The organism is Mycobacterium canetti CIPT 140010059 (assembly GCF_000253375.1).
Lineage (GTDB): Bacteria > Actinomycetota > Actinomycetes > Mycobacteriales > Mycobacteriaceae > Mycobacterium > Mycobacterium tuberculosis.
The window spans coordinates 666,232-681,965 of the sequence record NC_015848.1 but is presented as its reverse complement, the minus strand read 5'-3'; the positions used below and the strand labels follow the sequence as shown (position 1 = coordinate 681,965).

Below are 15,734 nucleotides of genomic sequence, written 5' to 3'. Positions count from 1 at the left end.
ACCCATGGAGCTGTCTTCGGACCGATCGTATGACGTGCAATGTACGCCATAGGGTGTGTATTACGGCGATTGCCTTGAGGCGGTGGTGGTCCGCGGTGGCTGGCGATTCTGATGTGGTGACGGTGGCACTGGGCGGTGACGTCATGCTCGGCCGTGGCGTCGATCAGATCCTGCCCCATCCCGCCGAACCGCAATTGCGCGAACGCTATATGCGGGATGCGACCGGCTATGTCCGCCTGGCCGAGCGGGTGAACGGGCCGATTCGGCGCCCGGTGGATTGGCGGTGGCCCTGGGGCGAGGTGTTGGCGATCCTTGACGACGCCGGCACCGACGTTCGCTTGATCAACCTGGAGACGACAATCACCGCCGACGGTGAATTCGCCGACCGCAAGCCCGTCTGTTACCGGATGCACCCGGACAACGTGCCGGCGCTGGCGGCGTTGCGGCCGGACGTGTGCGCGCTGGCCAACAACCACATTCTCGATTTCGGATACCAGGGGCTGACCGATACGCTCGCGGCTCTCGCCGGCGCGGGTATTCAGGGTGCCGGGGCGGGAGCCGATTTGCTCACCGCTCGCCGCGCCGCGGTGGTAACGGTTGACCATGAGCACCGGGTGATAGTTGGCTCGGTCGCGGCGAAGTCCAGCGGCGTCCCCGAATCCTGGGCCGCGCACCGCGATCGGCCCGGAGTGTGGTTGATCCGGGATTCGTCGCAACGCGAAACCGCCGACGACGTGGCGGCGCTGGTGCTGGCGGACAAACGCCCCGGTGATATCGCCATAGTCTCGATGCATTGGGGATCCAATTGGGGCTATGCGACCACACCCGGCGACGTCGCATTCGCACACCGGCTGATCGACGCCGGCATCGACATGGTCCACGGACATTCCTCGCACCATCCGCGGCCAATCGAGATATATCGCGGTAAACCGATCCTGTACGGATGCGGTGACGTCGTTGACGACTACGAAGGCATCGGCGGGCACGAGTCGTTCCGCAGTGAACTGCGACTGCTGTATCTGACCGTCACCGATCCCGCCAGCGGGAACCTGATCTCGCTGCAGATGCTTCCACTGCGAGTGTCGCGGATGCGCCTACAGCGTGCCTCCCAGACCGACACCGAATGGCTCCGCAACACCATTGAGCGCATCAGCCGCCGGTTCGGGATTCGAGTCGTGACTCGACCCGACAACCTGCTGGAGGTCGTTCCCGCTGCCAACCGAACGAGCAAGGAGTAACCGGCAACCATGGCGATCCGCCAACACGTCGGCGCGCTGTTCACCGACCTGTACGAGGTGACGATGGCCCAGGCCTACTGGGCCGAAAGAATGTCGGGCACAGCGGTTTTCGAGATATTCTTCCGCAAGCTTCCGCCTGGCAGGTCCTACATCATGGCCGCCGGGCTGGCCGATGTGGTCGAGTTCCTCGAAGCGTTTCGATTCGACGAGCAGGATCTGCGTTACCTGCGTGGCCTGGGCCAGTTTTCCGACGAGTTCCTGAGGTGGCTGGCCGGAGTGCGTTTCACCGGAGATGTCTGGGCCGCGCCGGAAGGAACCGTGATCTTTCCGAACGAACCCGCGGTCCAGCTGATCGCGCCAATCATCGAGGCCCAGCTTGTCGAGACGTTTGTGCTGAACCAGATTCATCTGCAAAGCGTGCTCGCGAGCAAGGCCGCGCGGGTGGTCGCCGCCGCGGGCGGACGACCGGTGGTGGATTTCGGCGCGCGGCGCGCTCACGGCACCGACGCGGCCTGCAAGGTCGCGCGCACCAGTTATCTCGCGGGCGCTGCGGGCACGTCGAATCTGCTCGCGGCCCGCCAATATGGGATCCCGACGTTCGGCACCATGGCGCACAGCTTTGTTCAAGCCTTCGACAGTGAGGTGACCGCGTTCGAGGCGTTCGCCCGGCTCTACCCAGCCACCATGCTGCTTGTGGACACCTACGACACGCTACGCGGCGTCGATCACGTCATCGAGTTGGCCAAGCGGCTGGGCAATCGATTCGATGTGCGCGCGGTCCGGCTGGATTCCGGCGACCTCGATGAGCTGTCCAAGGCGACCCGTGCACGGCTCGACGCCGCCGGTCTCGAGCAGGTCGAGATCTTCGCGTCGTCGGGCCTCGACGAAAACCGCATCGCCGCGCTTTTGGCTGCCCGCTGTCCGATCGACGGCTTCGGCGTGGGCACCCAGCTCGTCGTGGCTCAAGACGCGCCCGCGCTGGACATGGCCTACAAGCTGGTGGCATACGACGGCAGCGGGCGCACCAAGTTCTCCAGCGGCAAGGTGATCTACCCGGGACGCAAGCAGGTGTTCCGTAAGCTCGAGCACGGAGTCTTCGGCGGCGACACGCTCGGCGAGCACGGTGAAAACCTGCCCGGGGACCCGTTGCTGGTGCCCATCATGACCAACGGCCGACGCATCCGGCAGCATGCACCCACATTGGACGGCGCGCGGGACTGGGCCCGCCAGCAGATCGACGCGCTCCCGCCGGAGCTGCGCTCGCTCGAGGACACCGGCTACTCGTATCCGGTGGCGGTCAGCGACAGGATCGTGGGCGAACTCGCCCGGCTGCGGCACGCCGACACGGCCGAAGCCCACCCCGGGTCCAACGTCGTCGGGGCGAAGGCCAAACGACCCTAGAACAACAAGTTCGTCGTCTCTAGATTTCGGACTGCCGACGCATCGAAAGCTTGCCGTTACCCCGAGTTCCGGAGGGACATCATGAGCACCGCCAGCCGAGCACGAGGCCAAACTCCGCCGGCGCAGGCGCGGTTGGACTTGTCGTGCTGGACAAGGGGTTTAGCCGCCGAAGCAGTGACGTACATCGGCGAAGAGCAGTTCGCCTGTCGACCGACGGCGCAAACCGTGAGGCTAGGGAAGCGAGGAGCACATGGCCGCCGACCCGCAATGTACACGCTGCAAGCAAACCATCGAACCCGGATGGCTATACATCACCGCCCATCGCCGCGGTCAAGCCGGGATCGTCGATGACGGCGCAGTACTGATTCACGTGCCCGGCGAATGCCCGTACCCCGGGGAGCACGTTCCGCGAAGCTAGCCGGTTGGCATGCTAGGCAACGCAGCGTCAAGTGAGAGGGCAAAACCAAAATGGGTGAGCACGCCATCAAGCGGCACATGCGGCAACGGAAGCCTACGAAGCATCCCCTAGCCCAGAAACGGGGCGCGCGGATTCTGGTCCTCACCGACGATCCCCGCAGGGGCGTCCTCATAGTGCCCGGTTGCCACCTGGATTCCATGCGCCGAGAAAAGAACGCGTACTACTTCCAGGACGGCAATGCGTTGGTTGGGATGGTTGTCTCGGGCGGCACGGTTGAGTACGACGCCGACGACCGCACATATGTCGTGCAGCTCACCGACGGAAGGCACACCACTGAGTCATCTTTCGAACACTCATCGCCGAGTCGATCACCTCAATCCGATGACCTATGAAGCGCGCGGGCCCGGCCGCCCTCGGCCCGTCGATCCGAGTGCGCACGGCCGAAGTGAGCCACCACCGCAGCGCCGCCGAGTTCGCTTCCGCGGACGCAAGCCCGGGATTTGCGGAGTAGCGTACAAGGCGGGATGTGCAATCCGGTCGCTGAGGGACTGTCGTCAGTCGGCCCAGGGACCTAATTCCATATTTGGAGCCATCAGATGGCGACACACTCGGCAGATGAAGCTCTTTGACGATCGTGGCGACGCTGGACGCCAGTTGGCGCAACGCCTGGCGCAGCTATCCGGCAAGGCCGTCGTCGTCCTTGGCTTGCCGCGCGGCGGGGTACCGGTGGCCTTTGAGGTCGCCAAGTCACTGCAAGCGCCACTCGACGTCCTGGTCGTGCGCAAGCTTGGCGTGCCGTTCCAACCCGAATTGGCTTTCGGCGCCATCGGTGAGGACGGCGTGCGGGTGCTCAACGACGACGTCGTCCGCGGGACACATCTCGATGCTGCCGCCATGGACGCGGTCGAACGCAAGCAGCTGATCGAGCTACAACGCCGCGCGGAACGCTTCCGCCGCGGGCGTGACCGCATCCCGTTGACCCGGCGGATCGCGGTGATCGTCGATGACGGCATCGCCACCGGAGCGACGGCCAAGGCGGCGTGCCAGGTCGCCCGGGCGCACTGTGCGGACAAGGTGGTGCTGGCGGTCCCGATCGGCCCAGACGACATCGTGGCGAGATTCGCCGGGTACGCCGATGAGGTGGTGTGTTTGGCGACGCCGGCGTTGTTCTTCGCCGTCGGGCAGGGTTACCGCAACTTCACCCAGACCTCCGACGACGAGGTGGTGGCGTTTCTGGATCGTGCTCACCGCGACTTCGCCGAGGCAGGTGCGATCGATGCCGCCGCTGACCCACCGCTTCGCGATGAGGAGGTCCAGGTCGTTGCCGGCCCAGTACCGGTGGCAGGGCACCTGACTGTCCCCGAAAAACCCAGGGGAATTGTGGTTTTCGCACATGGCAGTGGCAGCAGCCGGCACAGTACCCGCAATCGGTACGTTGCAGAGGTCTTGACCGGGGCCGGACTTGCGACGCTGTTATTCGACTTGCTCACGCCCGAAGAAGAACGCAACCGCGCCAACGTCTTCGACATTGAGCTGCTCGCTTCCCGACTCATCGACGTGACCGGTTGGTTGGCCACCCAGCCCGACACCGCATCGCTGCCGGTCGGCTACTTCGGCGCCAGCACGGGAGCGGGTGCGGCGCTGGTCGCGGCCGCCGATCCGCGCGTGAACGTGCGGGCGGTGGTGTCCCGCGGCGGCCGGCCCGATCTCGCGGGTGATTCGCTGGGGAGCGTGGTGGCACCGACGCTGCTGATCGTGGGTGGACGCGACCAGGTGGTCCTCGAGCTGAACCAACGAGCACAAGCGGTAATACCCGGGAAATGCCAACTCACCGTGGTCCCCGGCGCCACACACCTATTCGAAGAACCAGGCACGCTGGAACAGGTTGCCAAGCTGGCGTGCGATTGGTTCATCGACCACTTGTGCGGCCCAGGCCCAAGCGGCTAAACCGCTAGCCGGCCGGGGTGATCCCTGCGATCCCTGCGCGAGCAGACGCAGAATCGCATCAAAATCGCTGATTTTGTGCGATTCTGCGTCTGCTCGCGCCATGGGAGCCGCCGTCAGAACTCGCAGGAGCGGCCCGCACAGCCGCCGCTGAACTCCGTGTCAGCCTGCGCCAGTAGCGGTTTCGGCGCGGCGTAGGACAGTACCTGTCCTTCCCGGCTGCCGTAGCGATACACCGTGATGCCCTTGACCTTTGCCTTCCAGGCGGCCACATAGATGGCGCGGACGTCATCGACCGTCGCGGTGGCGGGCAAGTTGACCGTCTTGGACACGGCGGCCTCGACGTGGCGCTGCACCGCGGCCTGCATGCGCAGATGCCACTGCGGCGCGATCTCCGCCGTGGTCGGGAACGCGGCCCGCACCTCAGCAGGCAGCCGCGGATAGCCACGGACTCCGCCACGCTGAGCGATCTCGGCGATCAGCTCGTCACGATAAAAGCCCCGATCGCGGGCCAGTCGGTCGAAGCACGGATTGACCTCCAGCAGATGCCGGCCGACGATGGCGCGGGTGAACGCGATGGCGAACATCGGCTCGATGCCCGCGGTGGTTCCGGCGATCAGTGAGATGGTGCCCGTCGGAGCGACGGAGGTGACCTGTGCGTTGCGCCTCGGGCCCGACCGCGCGAACCGGCTATCGGTGAACGCCGGGAATGCGCCCCGCTCTTCGGCCAGCCTCCGCGATGCCGTGTGCGCCGCCTGCTGTATGCGACGCATGAGCCGGCTGGCTAACCGCACGGCTTCTTCACTGTCGTACGGAATACCCAGTGCGGCAAGCAGTTCCGCCAAACCCATGACTCCTAGCCCGATCTTGCGGGTGGCGCGGGCCGCCTCACCCAGTTCGGGGAAGGGGTAGCGGCTGACATCGATGACGTCATCAAGGAACCGCACCGCCACACCGGCGACCTCCTCGAGCCGGTCCCAGTCGACGCGACCGTCGGCGAGCATCCGGGCGAGGTTGATCGAGCCGAGATTACATGACTCGTAAGGCAGCAGTGGGACCTCCCCGCACGGGTTGGTCGCCTCGATGCGGCCTCTCCCCGGCACCGGGTTTGCCCTATTGATCGTGTCGAGAAACACCAGCCCGGGATCGCCACCGGCGTGCGCGGCTTTGCAGATGGCGTCGAACAGCTCGGCGGCGGGCATCCGCGCGACGATCTTGCCGGTTCGCGGATTGACCAGCCGGTGTAGGCCGTTGCGTTCGACGGCGCGCAGAAACGCGTCGGTCACACCAACCGATAGGTTGAAATGCGGGAGCTCGCTGGGGGATTCGGCCTTGGCGGTGACGAAATCACAGATATCCGGGTGCGACACATCAAGCACAGCCATACAGGCGCCACGCCGGCGACCGCCCATGGAGACCACACCCGCGGCACTGTCATACAGCCGTAGAAACGACACCGGTCCGCTGGCCGTGCCGCCCGTGGAGGCCACCCGATCCCCGGCGGGTCGCAGGTGGCTGAACGCATATCCGGTGCCGCCTCCAGCCCGCTGCAGCTCGGCGGCCTGTCCCAGCGTCGCAAAGATCGATTGCAGCGAATCCTCAATCGGCAGAACAAAACAGCCGGCGAGCAGTCCCAGGTCGGTGCCAGAGTTCATCAACGTGGGCGAATTCGGCAGGAATTCCAGGTTGCGTAATAGCGTGGCGAACCGCTCGGCCCACCGCCTCGACGAGCCCGGCTCATACTGGTCCTCGGCCGCCGCGACACAGCGCGCCGATCGATCCATCAGCTCGCCGGTCGACTCGGCCGGCCGGCCCTGCTCGTCGTGCAGCAGATAGCGCTCGCGCAGTACCGTCACGGCCGCCAAGCTCAGCTTTAACTCGTCCCGCACGCCGAGCAAGGCCTTAGCCGTCCGCAGCTCGGCGCGCCGCTGCCGGTAGATGATGTAAACACGGGCCACGTCATCCAGACCGGCTTCCCCCAGCCGGGCCTCCACGCAGTCCTGAATGTCCTCAACGGGAGCGATACCGCGCCCGAGTGCGTCGGCGACGGCTTTCGCTACGGTGCCCGGCATATCGGGGTCGTCGCAAGCCACCTCGCGCGCTGCCCGCGTCACCGCTGCTTCGATCCGCGCGATGTCGAACGGCACCAGCGTTCCATCCCGGCGCCGGACTTTCGCCGGCCAGCTGACAGCCACCGACTTCGTCGCTTGAGCGAATCGCCTACGTTCCCCTGGCATGGAGGATCGCCGACTGAACCGCGCCGAACCGATGCTGCGCCCGCTCGTCGGCCGCATTCTGCTCCTCCGCAGTGACCACGACCGCATCCGGACCCGGAATCACCGTCGCCACATGGTCGGTCTCGAGCCAGCGCACCACATACGGCGGCGAACCATCGGATGAGCGCACCTCAATAATCAACCCTCGGTGGTCCGGTTGATCTATCGTCGCGCCTTTGATCACCAGCCAGTCCCCGACCTTTGCCTTCATGAGCGTCCCTTCCTTGGGGACTTCAATCGTGCACGCACCCGGCGCAACGGCGGGAGGGCAGTAGGCCACCAGCGCCGGTGGCCAAAAGTCCCCTCGGGACCCGCTGGGCGACCCCATGCGGATACCCCAGCTGGTCATTGGCTGCCGACGGCTCTGGACGGCCCGCCACCGCGAGCGGCTGGGCATCCGGCACCCTGGGCTGTCGCTTGCGACGTGGCCGAAACGTCCCTGGTTGCCCGGACGCGGATGCGCGCGCCGCGGTGCGGCACCATGATGACGTGCTTTAGCTTCGGCCGTTCGCCGGAGGTCGTGGTGGTGCTCAACTCGACGCGGCGCAGGATCTCCCGAAGGACGACCCGCATCTCGACCATGGCAAAGGTGGCGCCGAGGCAGCGGCGGTTGCCGCCGCCGAACGGCAACCAGGTGGTCGGGCTCAAAGTGGCGCCAACCATCCGATCAGGGTCGAACCGTTCCGGATCCGGATACAGTTGCGAGCTCGCGTGCACCAGCCCGATCGCTGGGACCACCATGACCCCGGCCGGCAGCCGGTAACCGGCCACCTCCACCGCCTCGGTGAGGACCCGGCCCACGTCGTACACCACCGGGCGGATCCGCAGTGTCTCTTTGGCCACCGCGTCCAGGTACTCGTCGCCGGCTGGATCGCCGGCCGCGCTGGCGTCGGCCGCTTGCACGGCCTTGGCCAGGGTGACCGGGTGGCGGGTCAACCGCTCCAGTGCCCACGACAGTCCCGTCGCGGTGGTGTCGTGACCTGCGACCAGCAACGTTATCAGCTGGTCGCGCAGCTCGCGCTCGGTCATCGTCCGTCCGTCTTCGTCGGCGGCCCGAACCAGCATGGCCAGCGTGTCGGTGCGTGCGGCCAGATCGGGATCGGCTCGGCGGTCGGCGATCTCGGCATACAGCAGGGCGTCGGCTTCTTCGATCCGCCGTCGCAGCCTGCTCCAGAGGCGATTGTTCAGCAGGCTCGGGTTGGCCAGTGCGAGCGTCGCCCACGGGCCCACGTTGAGCAGCCGCGGCATGACCTTGCGCAGCGCGGCGAGCCGGGCCGGATCGCTGGCGCCTATGACCGTCCGCAGGATCACCTCAAGGGTGATCTCAGACATCTTGGGCGCCACCGCGAACTGCTTGGCCATCGGCCACCCGGCGATGTTGGCCGCGGCGATCTCGGCCATGAGCCCCGCTTGGCGCGCGACCGCGTCGCGATGGAACGGCGGCAACATCAGGCGACGCCGGTCGCGGTGCACGTCGTCGTCGATCAACAACAGTGAGCTGTCCCCGAGCAGTCCAGCCAACATCGAGTTGGCTTCGCCGGCGTGAAAGACACGCGGGTTGCCGGCAAACACCGTCTTGATGGCGGCCGGATCGGACAGATACACCATGTGGCCGAACCCCGCGACATGCAGCGTGAAAACACTGCCGTAACGGCGTTGACAGGCCGTCAAAAAACGCAACCCATGGCGCAACATCAACACGGCCTGCACCGAGCCGGAAAGTCGAGGTCCCGGCGGCAATCCCATCGACGATGTGCCGCTCATCGACACGATTCTATTTGTTCAATTTGTTGCTCAAAGCGCCGAGCGTGAACTGAGGCCGATTTGCCGCCCTCAGTTCACGTTGGGCGGCCACCCACCATGTCATTGCCCGCTATTTATAGGCCACCGCCGCGCTGGAGCCGCCGGCAAGCGGGATCACCTCGAACGAACGGAATCCCGCCTCGCCACACCACCCCCGGAAGTCGGCGGCGGAGTAGTCGAACGCGTCACCGAACTCGATAAGCATGTTCAGTGACATCATCAGGCCGGTTGTGTTTTCGCGTCGCGCGTCGTCGATCAATGTCTCGATCACAATGAAAGCCCCCTCCTTGGACAGGGCCTCGTAGGCCTTAGCGACCAACTGCTGTTTACGGTCGAGGTTCCAGTCGTGCAGGATCTGGCCCATTGTGATGACATCGGCCGCCGGAAGAGGATCGGCCAAAAAGTCACCGGCGAACGCCTGCACCCGCTCACCCAAACCCTCGGCTGTCAGCTTGCGTCGAGCGATCTCGGTCACCGCGGGCAAGTCGAAGCTGACGCACTGCAAGTGCGGGTGAGCCGCCGCGACGATTCGTGACAACAGACCGTCCGCGCCGCCCACGTCACAGAGACGCCGGTAGCGCTCGAACGGAAAGCGTTCGGCGAGGAGCTCGATGTTGCGACGCGACGCCGCGTCCATAGCCGCCATGAACGCCTCGAGCCGCCGAGGGTCTGCGTAGAGCGCCTCGAAGAAGGGCCGCCCGGTTTGCTTGACCTCGCTTTGTGCCTTCCCGGTCTTGAGCGCCTCGGTCAAATCCGCCCAGAAGCGGTAGTTGCGTTCGTTCCAGATCTTCAGCAGGCCGCCCGCGTAGGTGGGACGGGCCTCGTCCAAAAAGTGCGCTGTCTCCGGTGTATTGCGGTAGTGGGACCCGGGTCCGTCGCCGTCTCGCGCCAGCAAGTCCAGCGAGACCAAGGCGTCGAGGAAGTCAATCGCCGGTCGCTTTAGCAACCCGAGGCGGTCGGCGATGGCCTCGGCGGTCATGGCCTCATCGCCAAGTTCGGTGAACAGCCCAAGCCCGACCGCGGTAAGCAGTACCTTAGACGGGCCGTACCCGCCGCCGATCGCCATGATCCGATCCGGGCTCAACTCCACCACTTGACCTCCCGAAATTGTTGGAGTGCGGGTGTCGCGCCGCTGTCTACCGACCGTAGGCGACGTTGGGGCACCAACGCGCGAGCGTGGCCATGTCCGGCGCCCATGCCCGGATACCAGCTTGACCGTGGTGGCAGGTGCAGGATTCGAACCTGCGTAGCTTTCGCGACGGATTTACAGTCCGCTCCCATTGGCCGCTCGGGCAACCTGCCGCCTAGCAGGGTACAACGACCGGGTAGACAGAGCACACACGGCTATCTCGCGAAGGAGGGACGAACCGAATGGCGGACTCATCGTTCGACATCGTCAGCAAGGTCGACCGGCAGGAGGTCGACAACGCACTCAACCAGGCCGCCAAGGAGCTGGCCACGCGCTTCGACTTCCGCGGCACCGACACCAAGATCGCGTGGAAGGGCGACGAGGCCGTCGAGCTCACCTCGTCCACCGAGGAGCGTGTCAAGGCCGCCGTCGACGTCTTCAAGGAGAAGCTGATCCGCCGCGACATCTCGCTGAAGGCCTTCGAGGCCGGAGAACCGCAGGCCTCGGGTAAGACGTACAAAGTCACCGGCGCCCTCAAACAGGGCATTAGCAGCGAGAACGCCAAGAAGATCACCAAGCTCATCCGAGACGCAGGCCCCAAGAACGTCAAAACCCAGATCCAGGGCGACGAGGTCCGGGTCACCAGCAAGAAGCGCGACGACCTGCAGGCCGTCATCGCCATGCTGAAGAAGGCCGACCTGGACGTGGCATTGCAGTTTGTGAACTACCGCTAGTCGCGGCGATCTGGAGGGGCTGGCTGGATGTCCTGGCTACCCTGGTCGCTGATCCAGGATTTCAAGCGAGGTTCACGATGAGCGTGACTCCAAACGCCGGCTGTGTCGACGTCGTCATCGTCGGCGCCGGCATCTCCGGACTGGGCGCGGCCTACCGGATCATCGAACGCAACCCGCAGCTGACCTACACCATCCTGGAAAGGCGTGCGCGGATCGGCGGCACCTGGGATCTGTTCCGGTACCCCGGCGTGCGCTCCGACAGCAGCATCTTCACGCTGTCGTTTCCCTACGAGCCGTGGACCCGCGAAGAAGGCATCGCCGACGGCGCCCACATCCGCGAGTACCTCACCGACATGGCCCACAAGTACGGCATCGATCGCCACATCGAGTTCAACAGCTACGTTCGCGCAGCGGACTGGGACTCATCCACCGATACCTGGACCGTCACCTTCGAGCAGAACGGCGTGCACAAGCACTACCGCAGCCGGTTCGTGTTCTTCGGCAGCGGCTACTACAACTATGACGAGGGCTACACCCCCGACTTCGGAGGCATCGAGACGTTCGGCGGCGCGGTCGTGCATCCCCAGCACTGGCCAGAGGATCTGGACTACACCGGCAAGAAGATCGTGGTGATCGGCAGCGGGGCCACCGCGGTCACACTGATCCCCTCGCTGACCGACCGGGCCGAAAAGGTAACCATGCTGCAGCGGTCCCCGACCTACCTGATCTCGGCATCCAAATACAGCATGTTCGCCGCCGTTGTTCGTAAAGCGTTGCCTCCCAAAACTTCTCACTTGATTGTCCGAATGTACAACGCGTTATTGGAAGCGGTGTTCTGGTTCTTGTCCCGCAAGACACCGGTGTTCGTGAAATGGCTGCTGCGCCGTACCGCGATCAAAAATCTGCCCGAGGGCTACGACATCGAAACCCACTTCACGCCGCGGTACAACCCGTGGGATCAGCGACTGTGCCTGATCCCGGACGCCGACCTGTACAACGCAATCACCAGCGGCCGCGCCGAGGTGGTCACCGACCATATCGACCATTTCGACGCCACCGGTATTGCACTCAAATCCGGTGGGCACCTCGATGCGGACATTATCGTCACCGCCACCGGCCTGCAGTTGCAAGCGCTTGGCGGGGCCGCGATCAGCCTCGACGGCGTCGAGATCGACCCTCGGGATCGCTTTGTCTACAAGGCGCACATGCTCGAAGACGTGCCCAACCTGTTCTGGTGTGTGGGTTACACGAACGCGTCCTGGACGCTGCGCGCCGACATGACGGCCCGGGCGACGGCAAAACTACTGGCACACATGGCCGCCCATGGACACACGCGCGCCGCCCCGCACCTGGGCGACGAGGCGATGGACGAGAAACCGTCCTGGGACATTCAGGCCGGCTATGTGAAGCGGGCGCCGTACGCGCTGCCCAAGTCCGGCACCAAGCGGCCGTGGAATGTACGACAGAACTACTTGGCCGACGCCATCGACTACCGATTCGACCGCATCGAGGAGGCAATGGTGTTCGGCGCGGCATGATTGCTCCTGCGGTTCGTCGACGGCTATCAAATGTCCGGTTGCCGCAATACGCTGAACGCCATGGCAGCCAACAAGCGCGAACCCAAAGTCGTTGTCCTCGGTGGCGGTTCCTGGGGCACCACCGTCGCCTCCATCTGTGCGCGCCGGGGACCAACCTTGCAGTGGGTGCGCTCGGCGGTCACCGCGCAGGACATCAACGACAACCATCGCAATAGCCGATACCTCGGCAACGACGTGGTGCTCAGCGACACCCTGCGCGCCACCACAGACTTCACCGAGGCCGCCAACTGCGCCGACGTCGTCGTCATGGGGGTGCCCTCGCACGGTTTCCGCGGAGTGCTTGTCGAGCTGAGCAAAGAGCTGCGACCCTGGGTGCCAGTGGTGTCCCTGGTCAAGGGGCTCGAACAGGGCACCAATATGCGGATGTCGCAGATCATCGAGGAGGTACTGCCCGGTCATCCGGCCGGCATCCTGGCCGGCCCGAACATCGCCCGCGAGGTGGCCGAGGGCTACGCGGCCGCGGCGGTGCTGGCCATGCCCGACCAGCACCTGGCGACCCGGCTGTCAGCAATGTTTCGCACCCGGCGCTTCCGCGTGTACACCACTGACGACGTCGTCGGTGTCGAGACGGCGGGCGCCCTCAAGAACGTCTTCGCCATCGCGGTCGGGATGGGCTATTCGCTGGGTATCGGCGAAAACACCCGCGCCCTGGTGATCGCCCGCGCGCTGCGCGAGATGACGAAGTTGGGTGTGGCAATGGGTGGGAAAAGCGAAACGTTCCCGGGACTGGCCGGTCTCGGCGACCTGATCGTCACCTGCACCAGCCAACGCAGCCGCAACCGCCATGTGGGCGAACAACTCGGCGCAGGCAAGCCGATCGACGAAATCATCGCATCGATGAGCCAGGTCGCCGAGGGCGTCAAAGCTGCCGGTGTGGTGATGGAGTTCGCCAACGAGTTCGGGCTGAACATGCCGATCGCCCGCGAGGTCGACGCCGTCATCAACCATGGTTCGACGGTGGAGCAGGCGTATAGAGGCTTGATCGCCGAGGTCCCCGGACACGAGGTGCACGGCTCGGGGTTTTAGGCTTGCCACCGCTGCCGGCACGCATGCTGGTGATGTCCGCACAACGATAGTTCGGCTGTAGTTGCGTTCGGTCAGTGGGACGGGCGCGTCCTCGCCGCACACCGGCATGCCAGCCACGAACTGATCGACCGCCTCCTCGATAGCGGCGCCTGACTCATCACCGATAGCATCTCGATACCCACAGTTATCAGCCGCGCGCCATCGCCTCCAGCCGGCGAATGCGGTCCTCGATCGGTGGGTGAGTCGAAAACAGCGACCCGATCCGCTCACCCGCCCGGAACGGGTTGGCGATCATCAGGTGCGCCTGGCTGGCCAGCTGCGGCTCCGGCGGCAGCGGCGCCGCCTGGACGCCGCCGGAGATCTTGCGCAATGCCGACGCCAACGCCAGCGGGTCCCCGGTCAGGACGGCACCCGACTCGTCGGCCTGGTACTCCCGCGATCGCGACACGGCCATCCGTATCACGGTTGCCGCGATCGGGCCCAGCAGCGCAACCAGAAGCAGTGCAAAGGGATTGGCGTTGTCTCGGTTGCCGCCGAACATGCCGGCCCACATGGCCATGTTGGCCAGCGCGGTAATCACCGCTGCCAGCGCACCTGCCACACAAGAGATCAGGATGTCGCGGTTGTAGACGTGAGACAGCTCGTGGCCCAGCACGGCACGCAGCTCACGCTCATTGAGGATACGCAGGATGCCAGTCGTGCAACACACCGCGGCATTGCGCGGGTTGCGGCCGGTGGCGAACGCGTTGGGTGCGGCGGTGTCGCTGATGTACAGCCGGGGCATCGGCTGGTGAGCGCTGGTCGCCAGCTCTCGAACGATCCGGTACATCGCCGGCGCCTGCAGTTCGGAAACCGGTTGCGCATGCATCGCCCGCAGCGCCAGCTTGTCGCTATTGAAGTAGACGTAGACGTTCATTCCGACGGCGAACAGCGCCGCCAGCATCAGCGCCGTCCTGCCAAACAACGCGCCGACGACCACGATCAACGCGGACATACCGACCAACAGCAGGAACGTCTTCAGCCGGTTGGCATGCGGATGCCAAGTCATCAGTGCGTGTCCTCCTAGAACACCTCAACTTGGGAGATTACTGCTGGTTCAACGCCTGAGGGGTATCCGCTGGTTCCGCAATCGAGCCTGGCCGGGCAACCTAGCCGTGCCGGCTCACGGTGTAGTCGACCAGCGCCGCCAGGGCACGCCGTCCCGGGACGTCGGGCAGTAAGGCCAGCTCGTGACGTGCCTGAGCCGCATACTGCGCCAGGACGTCTTTGGCCCGGGCCATGCCCGGCGACGCCCGCAACAACGTCAGCGCCTCACGCACCTCGGCGTCGTCGTCGACCGGTCCGTTCAGCAGTGCGCGCAACCGAGCGCAATCGGGCCCTGATTCCCGTAACGCGTAGAGCATCGGCAGGGTGTGCACTCCTTCGCGCACATCGGTACCGGGCAGCTTGCCCGACTCGTCAGACTCGCTGTCGATGTCGATAATGTCGTCGGCGATCTGAAACGCGGTGCCCACCACGCCGCCGAGGCGGCTCAGCCGTTCGACCTGTTCGTCGGTGGCACCGGAGAACATCCCACCCAGCCGGCCGGCCGCCCCGATTAGACTGCCGGTCTTCTCCTGGACCACCTTCAGGTACTGCTCGATGGAGTCCACATTCTCCGACGTGCCGCGCGTCTCACGCATCTGCCCGGTCACCAACTGGGCGAAGGTGTCGGCGATGATCCGCACCGCCTCCGGTCCCAACCTCGCCACCAGCCGCGATGCGGTGGCCAGTAGGTAGTCGCCAGCCAGGATCGCGACGTTGTTGCCCCATTGCGCGTTGGCGCTGGGCGCGCCGCGGCGGACCTGGGCCTCGTCCATCACGTCATCGTGGTAGAGGGTCGCCAGGTGGATCATCTCGATCACCGCCCCGGCGACTGTCACCGCTGCGGCATCCGGCTGGGGCCCGATCTGCGCCGACAGCACGGTGAACAGTGGACGGAACCGCTTGCCGCCGGCATTGAACAAGTGCAGCAGCGAATCGCTCATCACCTCGTCGGCCTGGCGCAGCTCGGTGTCCATGAGTTGCTCGACTCGCGCGACACCAGCACGCACGGCCGCGGCAAAGACAGCGTCGCCCAGGTCAACGCCTGCCACCACCGTCGCCGGAGTCCTCACTCGACCAACAT

At 65.3% G+C, this 15,734-nt stretch carries 13 protein-coding genes and 1 tRNA gene; 7 read left to right on the top strand and 7 right to left on the bottom strand.

Annotated features, from left to right (window positions below; translation table 11 throughout):
* Positions 1-95 precede the first annotated feature (95 nt).
* The 4 genes from MCAN_RS02990 (at position 96) to MCAN_RS02975 (ending at position 5,004) form a co-directional block, all read left to right on the top strand.
* A complete protein-coding gene (locus MCAN_RS02990) occupies positions 96-1,238 on the top strand; it encodes a CapA family protein (RefSeq protein ID WP_014000300.1) in 1,143 nt (380 codons plus the stop codon).
* Positions 1,239-1,247: 9 nt separating this feature from the next.
* Positions 1,248-2,639, top strand: coding sequence for a nicotinate phosphoribosyltransferase (locus MCAN_RS02985; RefSeq protein WP_014000299.1), 1,392 nt, complete (start codon positions 1,248-1,250; stop codon positions 2,637-2,639).
* 468 nt (positions 2,640-3,107) lie between these two features.
* Positions 3,108-3,449 (top strand): hypothetical protein, encoded by a 342-nt coding sequence (locus tag MCAN_RS02980; protein ID WP_014000298.1) that lies wholly within the window; start codon positions 3,108-3,110, stop codon positions 3,447-3,449.
* A 223-nt stretch (positions 3,450-3,672) separates the two neighbouring features.
* The gene (locus tag MCAN_RS02975; RefSeq protein ID WP_014000297.1) at positions 3,673-5,004 is read left to right on the top strand and encodes a phosphoribosyltransferase; all 1,332 of its coding nucleotides are present in this window, start codon (positions 3,673-3,675) and stop codon (positions 5,002-5,004) included.
* Positions 5,005-5,117: 113 nt separating this feature from the next.
* Here MCAN_RS02975 and MCAN_RS02970 read toward each other — a convergent pair whose 3' ends face one another.
* The 5 genes from MCAN_RS02970 to MCAN_RS02950 all read right to left on the bottom strand — a co-directional run bounded on the left by MCAN_RS02970 (position 5,118) and on the right by MCAN_RS02950 (position 10,382).
* Positions 5,118-7,196, bottom strand: a complete 2,079-nt coding sequence (locus MCAN_RS02970) for an adenosylcobalamin-dependent ribonucleoside-diphosphate reductase (protein WP_014000296.1) — start codon at positions 7,194-7,196, stop codon at positions 5,118-5,120.
* 25 nt (positions 7,197-7,221) lie between these two features.
* Positions 7,222-7,488 carry a DUF1918 domain-containing protein gene (locus MCAN_RS02965; RefSeq protein WP_003402995.1) on the bottom strand — a complete coding sequence of 89 codons (267 nt, stop codon included), beginning with the start codon at positions 7,486-7,488 and terminating at the stop codon, positions 7,222-7,224.
* 134 nt (positions 7,489-7,622) lie between these two features.
* Complete coding sequence (locus tag MCAN_RS02960) at positions 7,623-9,041, bottom strand: cytochrome P450 (protein ID WP_014000295.1); 1,419 nt, start codon at positions 9,039-9,041, stop codon at positions 7,623-7,625.
* A gap of 109 nt (positions 9,042-9,150) precedes the next feature.
* Positions 9,151-10,170: a methyltransferase gene (locus MCAN_RS02955; protein ID WP_014000294.1), complete on the bottom strand. Its 1,020-nt coding sequence runs from the start codon at positions 10,168-10,170 to the stop codon at positions 9,151-9,153.
* 128 nt (positions 10,171-10,298) lie between these two features.
* A tRNA-Tyr gene (locus MCAN_RS02950) sits at positions 10,299-10,382 on the bottom strand.
* 69 nt (positions 10,383-10,451) lie between these two features.
* Here MCAN_RS02950 and MCAN_RS02945 point away from each other — a divergent pair.
* The 3 genes from MCAN_RS02945 to MCAN_RS02935 all read left to right on the top strand — a co-directional run bounded on the left by MCAN_RS02945 (position 10,452) and on the right by MCAN_RS02935 (position 13,567).
* Positions 10,452-10,943: a YajQ family cyclic di-GMP-binding protein gene (locus MCAN_RS02945; protein WP_003402987.1), complete on the top strand. Its 492-nt coding sequence runs from the start codon at positions 10,452-10,454 to the stop codon at positions 10,941-10,943.
* A 77-nt stretch (positions 10,944-11,020) separates the two neighbouring features.
* A complete protein-coding gene (locus tag MCAN_RS02940) occupies positions 11,021-12,481 on the top strand; it encodes a flavin-containing monooxygenase (RefSeq protein WP_014000293.1) in 1,461 nt (486 codons plus the stop codon).
* 60 nt (positions 12,482-12,541) lie between these two features.
* Positions 12,542-13,567, top strand: coding sequence for an NAD(P)H-dependent glycerol-3-phosphate dehydrogenase (locus tag MCAN_RS02935; RefSeq protein ID WP_003900965.1), 1,026 nt, complete (start codon positions 12,542-12,544; stop codon positions 13,565-13,567).
* Positions 13,568-13,754: 187 nt separating this feature from the next.
* On the opposite strand, the gene htpX is transcribed toward MCAN_RS02935, so the two are convergent.
* Positions 13,755-14,615 carry a zinc metalloprotease HtpX gene (gene htpX, locus MCAN_RS02930; RefSeq protein WP_014000292.1) on the bottom strand — a complete coding sequence of 287 codons (861 nt, stop codon included), beginning with the start codon at positions 14,613-14,615 and terminating at the stop codon, positions 13,755-13,757.
* 100 nt (positions 14,616-14,715) lie between these two features.
* Positions 14,716-15,723: a polyprenyl-diphosphate synthase GrcC gene (gene grcC / locus MCAN_RS02925; RefSeq protein WP_003402957.1), complete on the bottom strand. Its 1,008-nt coding sequence runs from the start codon at positions 15,721-15,723 to the stop codon at positions 14,716-14,718.
* Between the last annotated feature and the right edge of the window lie 11 nt (positions 15,724-15,734).

Bases quoted from the DNA above. Each gene is read 5' to 3' on its own strand.
- MCAN_RS02985 (WP_014000299.1), top strand. From the start codon at position 1,248: ATGGCGATCCGCCAACACGTCGGCGCGCTGTTCACCGACCTGTACGAG.
- MCAN_RS02980 (WP_014000298.1), top strand. From the start codon at position 3,108: ATGGGTGAGCACGCCATCAAGCGGCACATGCGGCAACGGAAGCCTACG.
- MCAN_RS02975 (WP_014000297.1), top strand. From the start codon at position 3,673: ATGAAGCTCTTTGACGATCGTGGCGACGCTGGACGCCAGTTGGCGCAA.
- MCAN_RS02965 (WP_003402995.1), bottom strand. From the start codon at position 7,488: ATGAAGGCAAAGGTCGGGGACTGGCTGGTGATCAAAGGCGCGACGATA.
- MCAN_RS02960 (WP_014000295.1), bottom strand. From the start codon at position 9,041: ATGAGCGGCACATCGTCGATGGGATTGCCGCCGGGACCTCGACTTTCC.
- MCAN_RS02945 (WP_003402987.1), top strand. From the start codon at position 10,452: ATGGCGGACTCATCGTTCGACATCGTCAGCAAGGTCGACCGGCAGGAG.
- MCAN_RS02940 (WP_014000293.1), top strand. From the start codon at position 11,021: ATGAGCGTGACTCCAAACGCCGGCTGTGTCGACGTCGTCATCGTCGGC.
- MCAN_RS02935 (WP_003900965.1), top strand. From the start codon at position 12,542: ATGGCAGCCAACAAGCGCGAACCCAAAGTCGTTGTCCTCGGTGGCGGT.
- htpX (WP_014000292.1), bottom strand. From the start codon at position 14,615: ATGACTTGGCATCCGCATGCCAACCGGCTGAAGACGTTCCTGCTGTTG.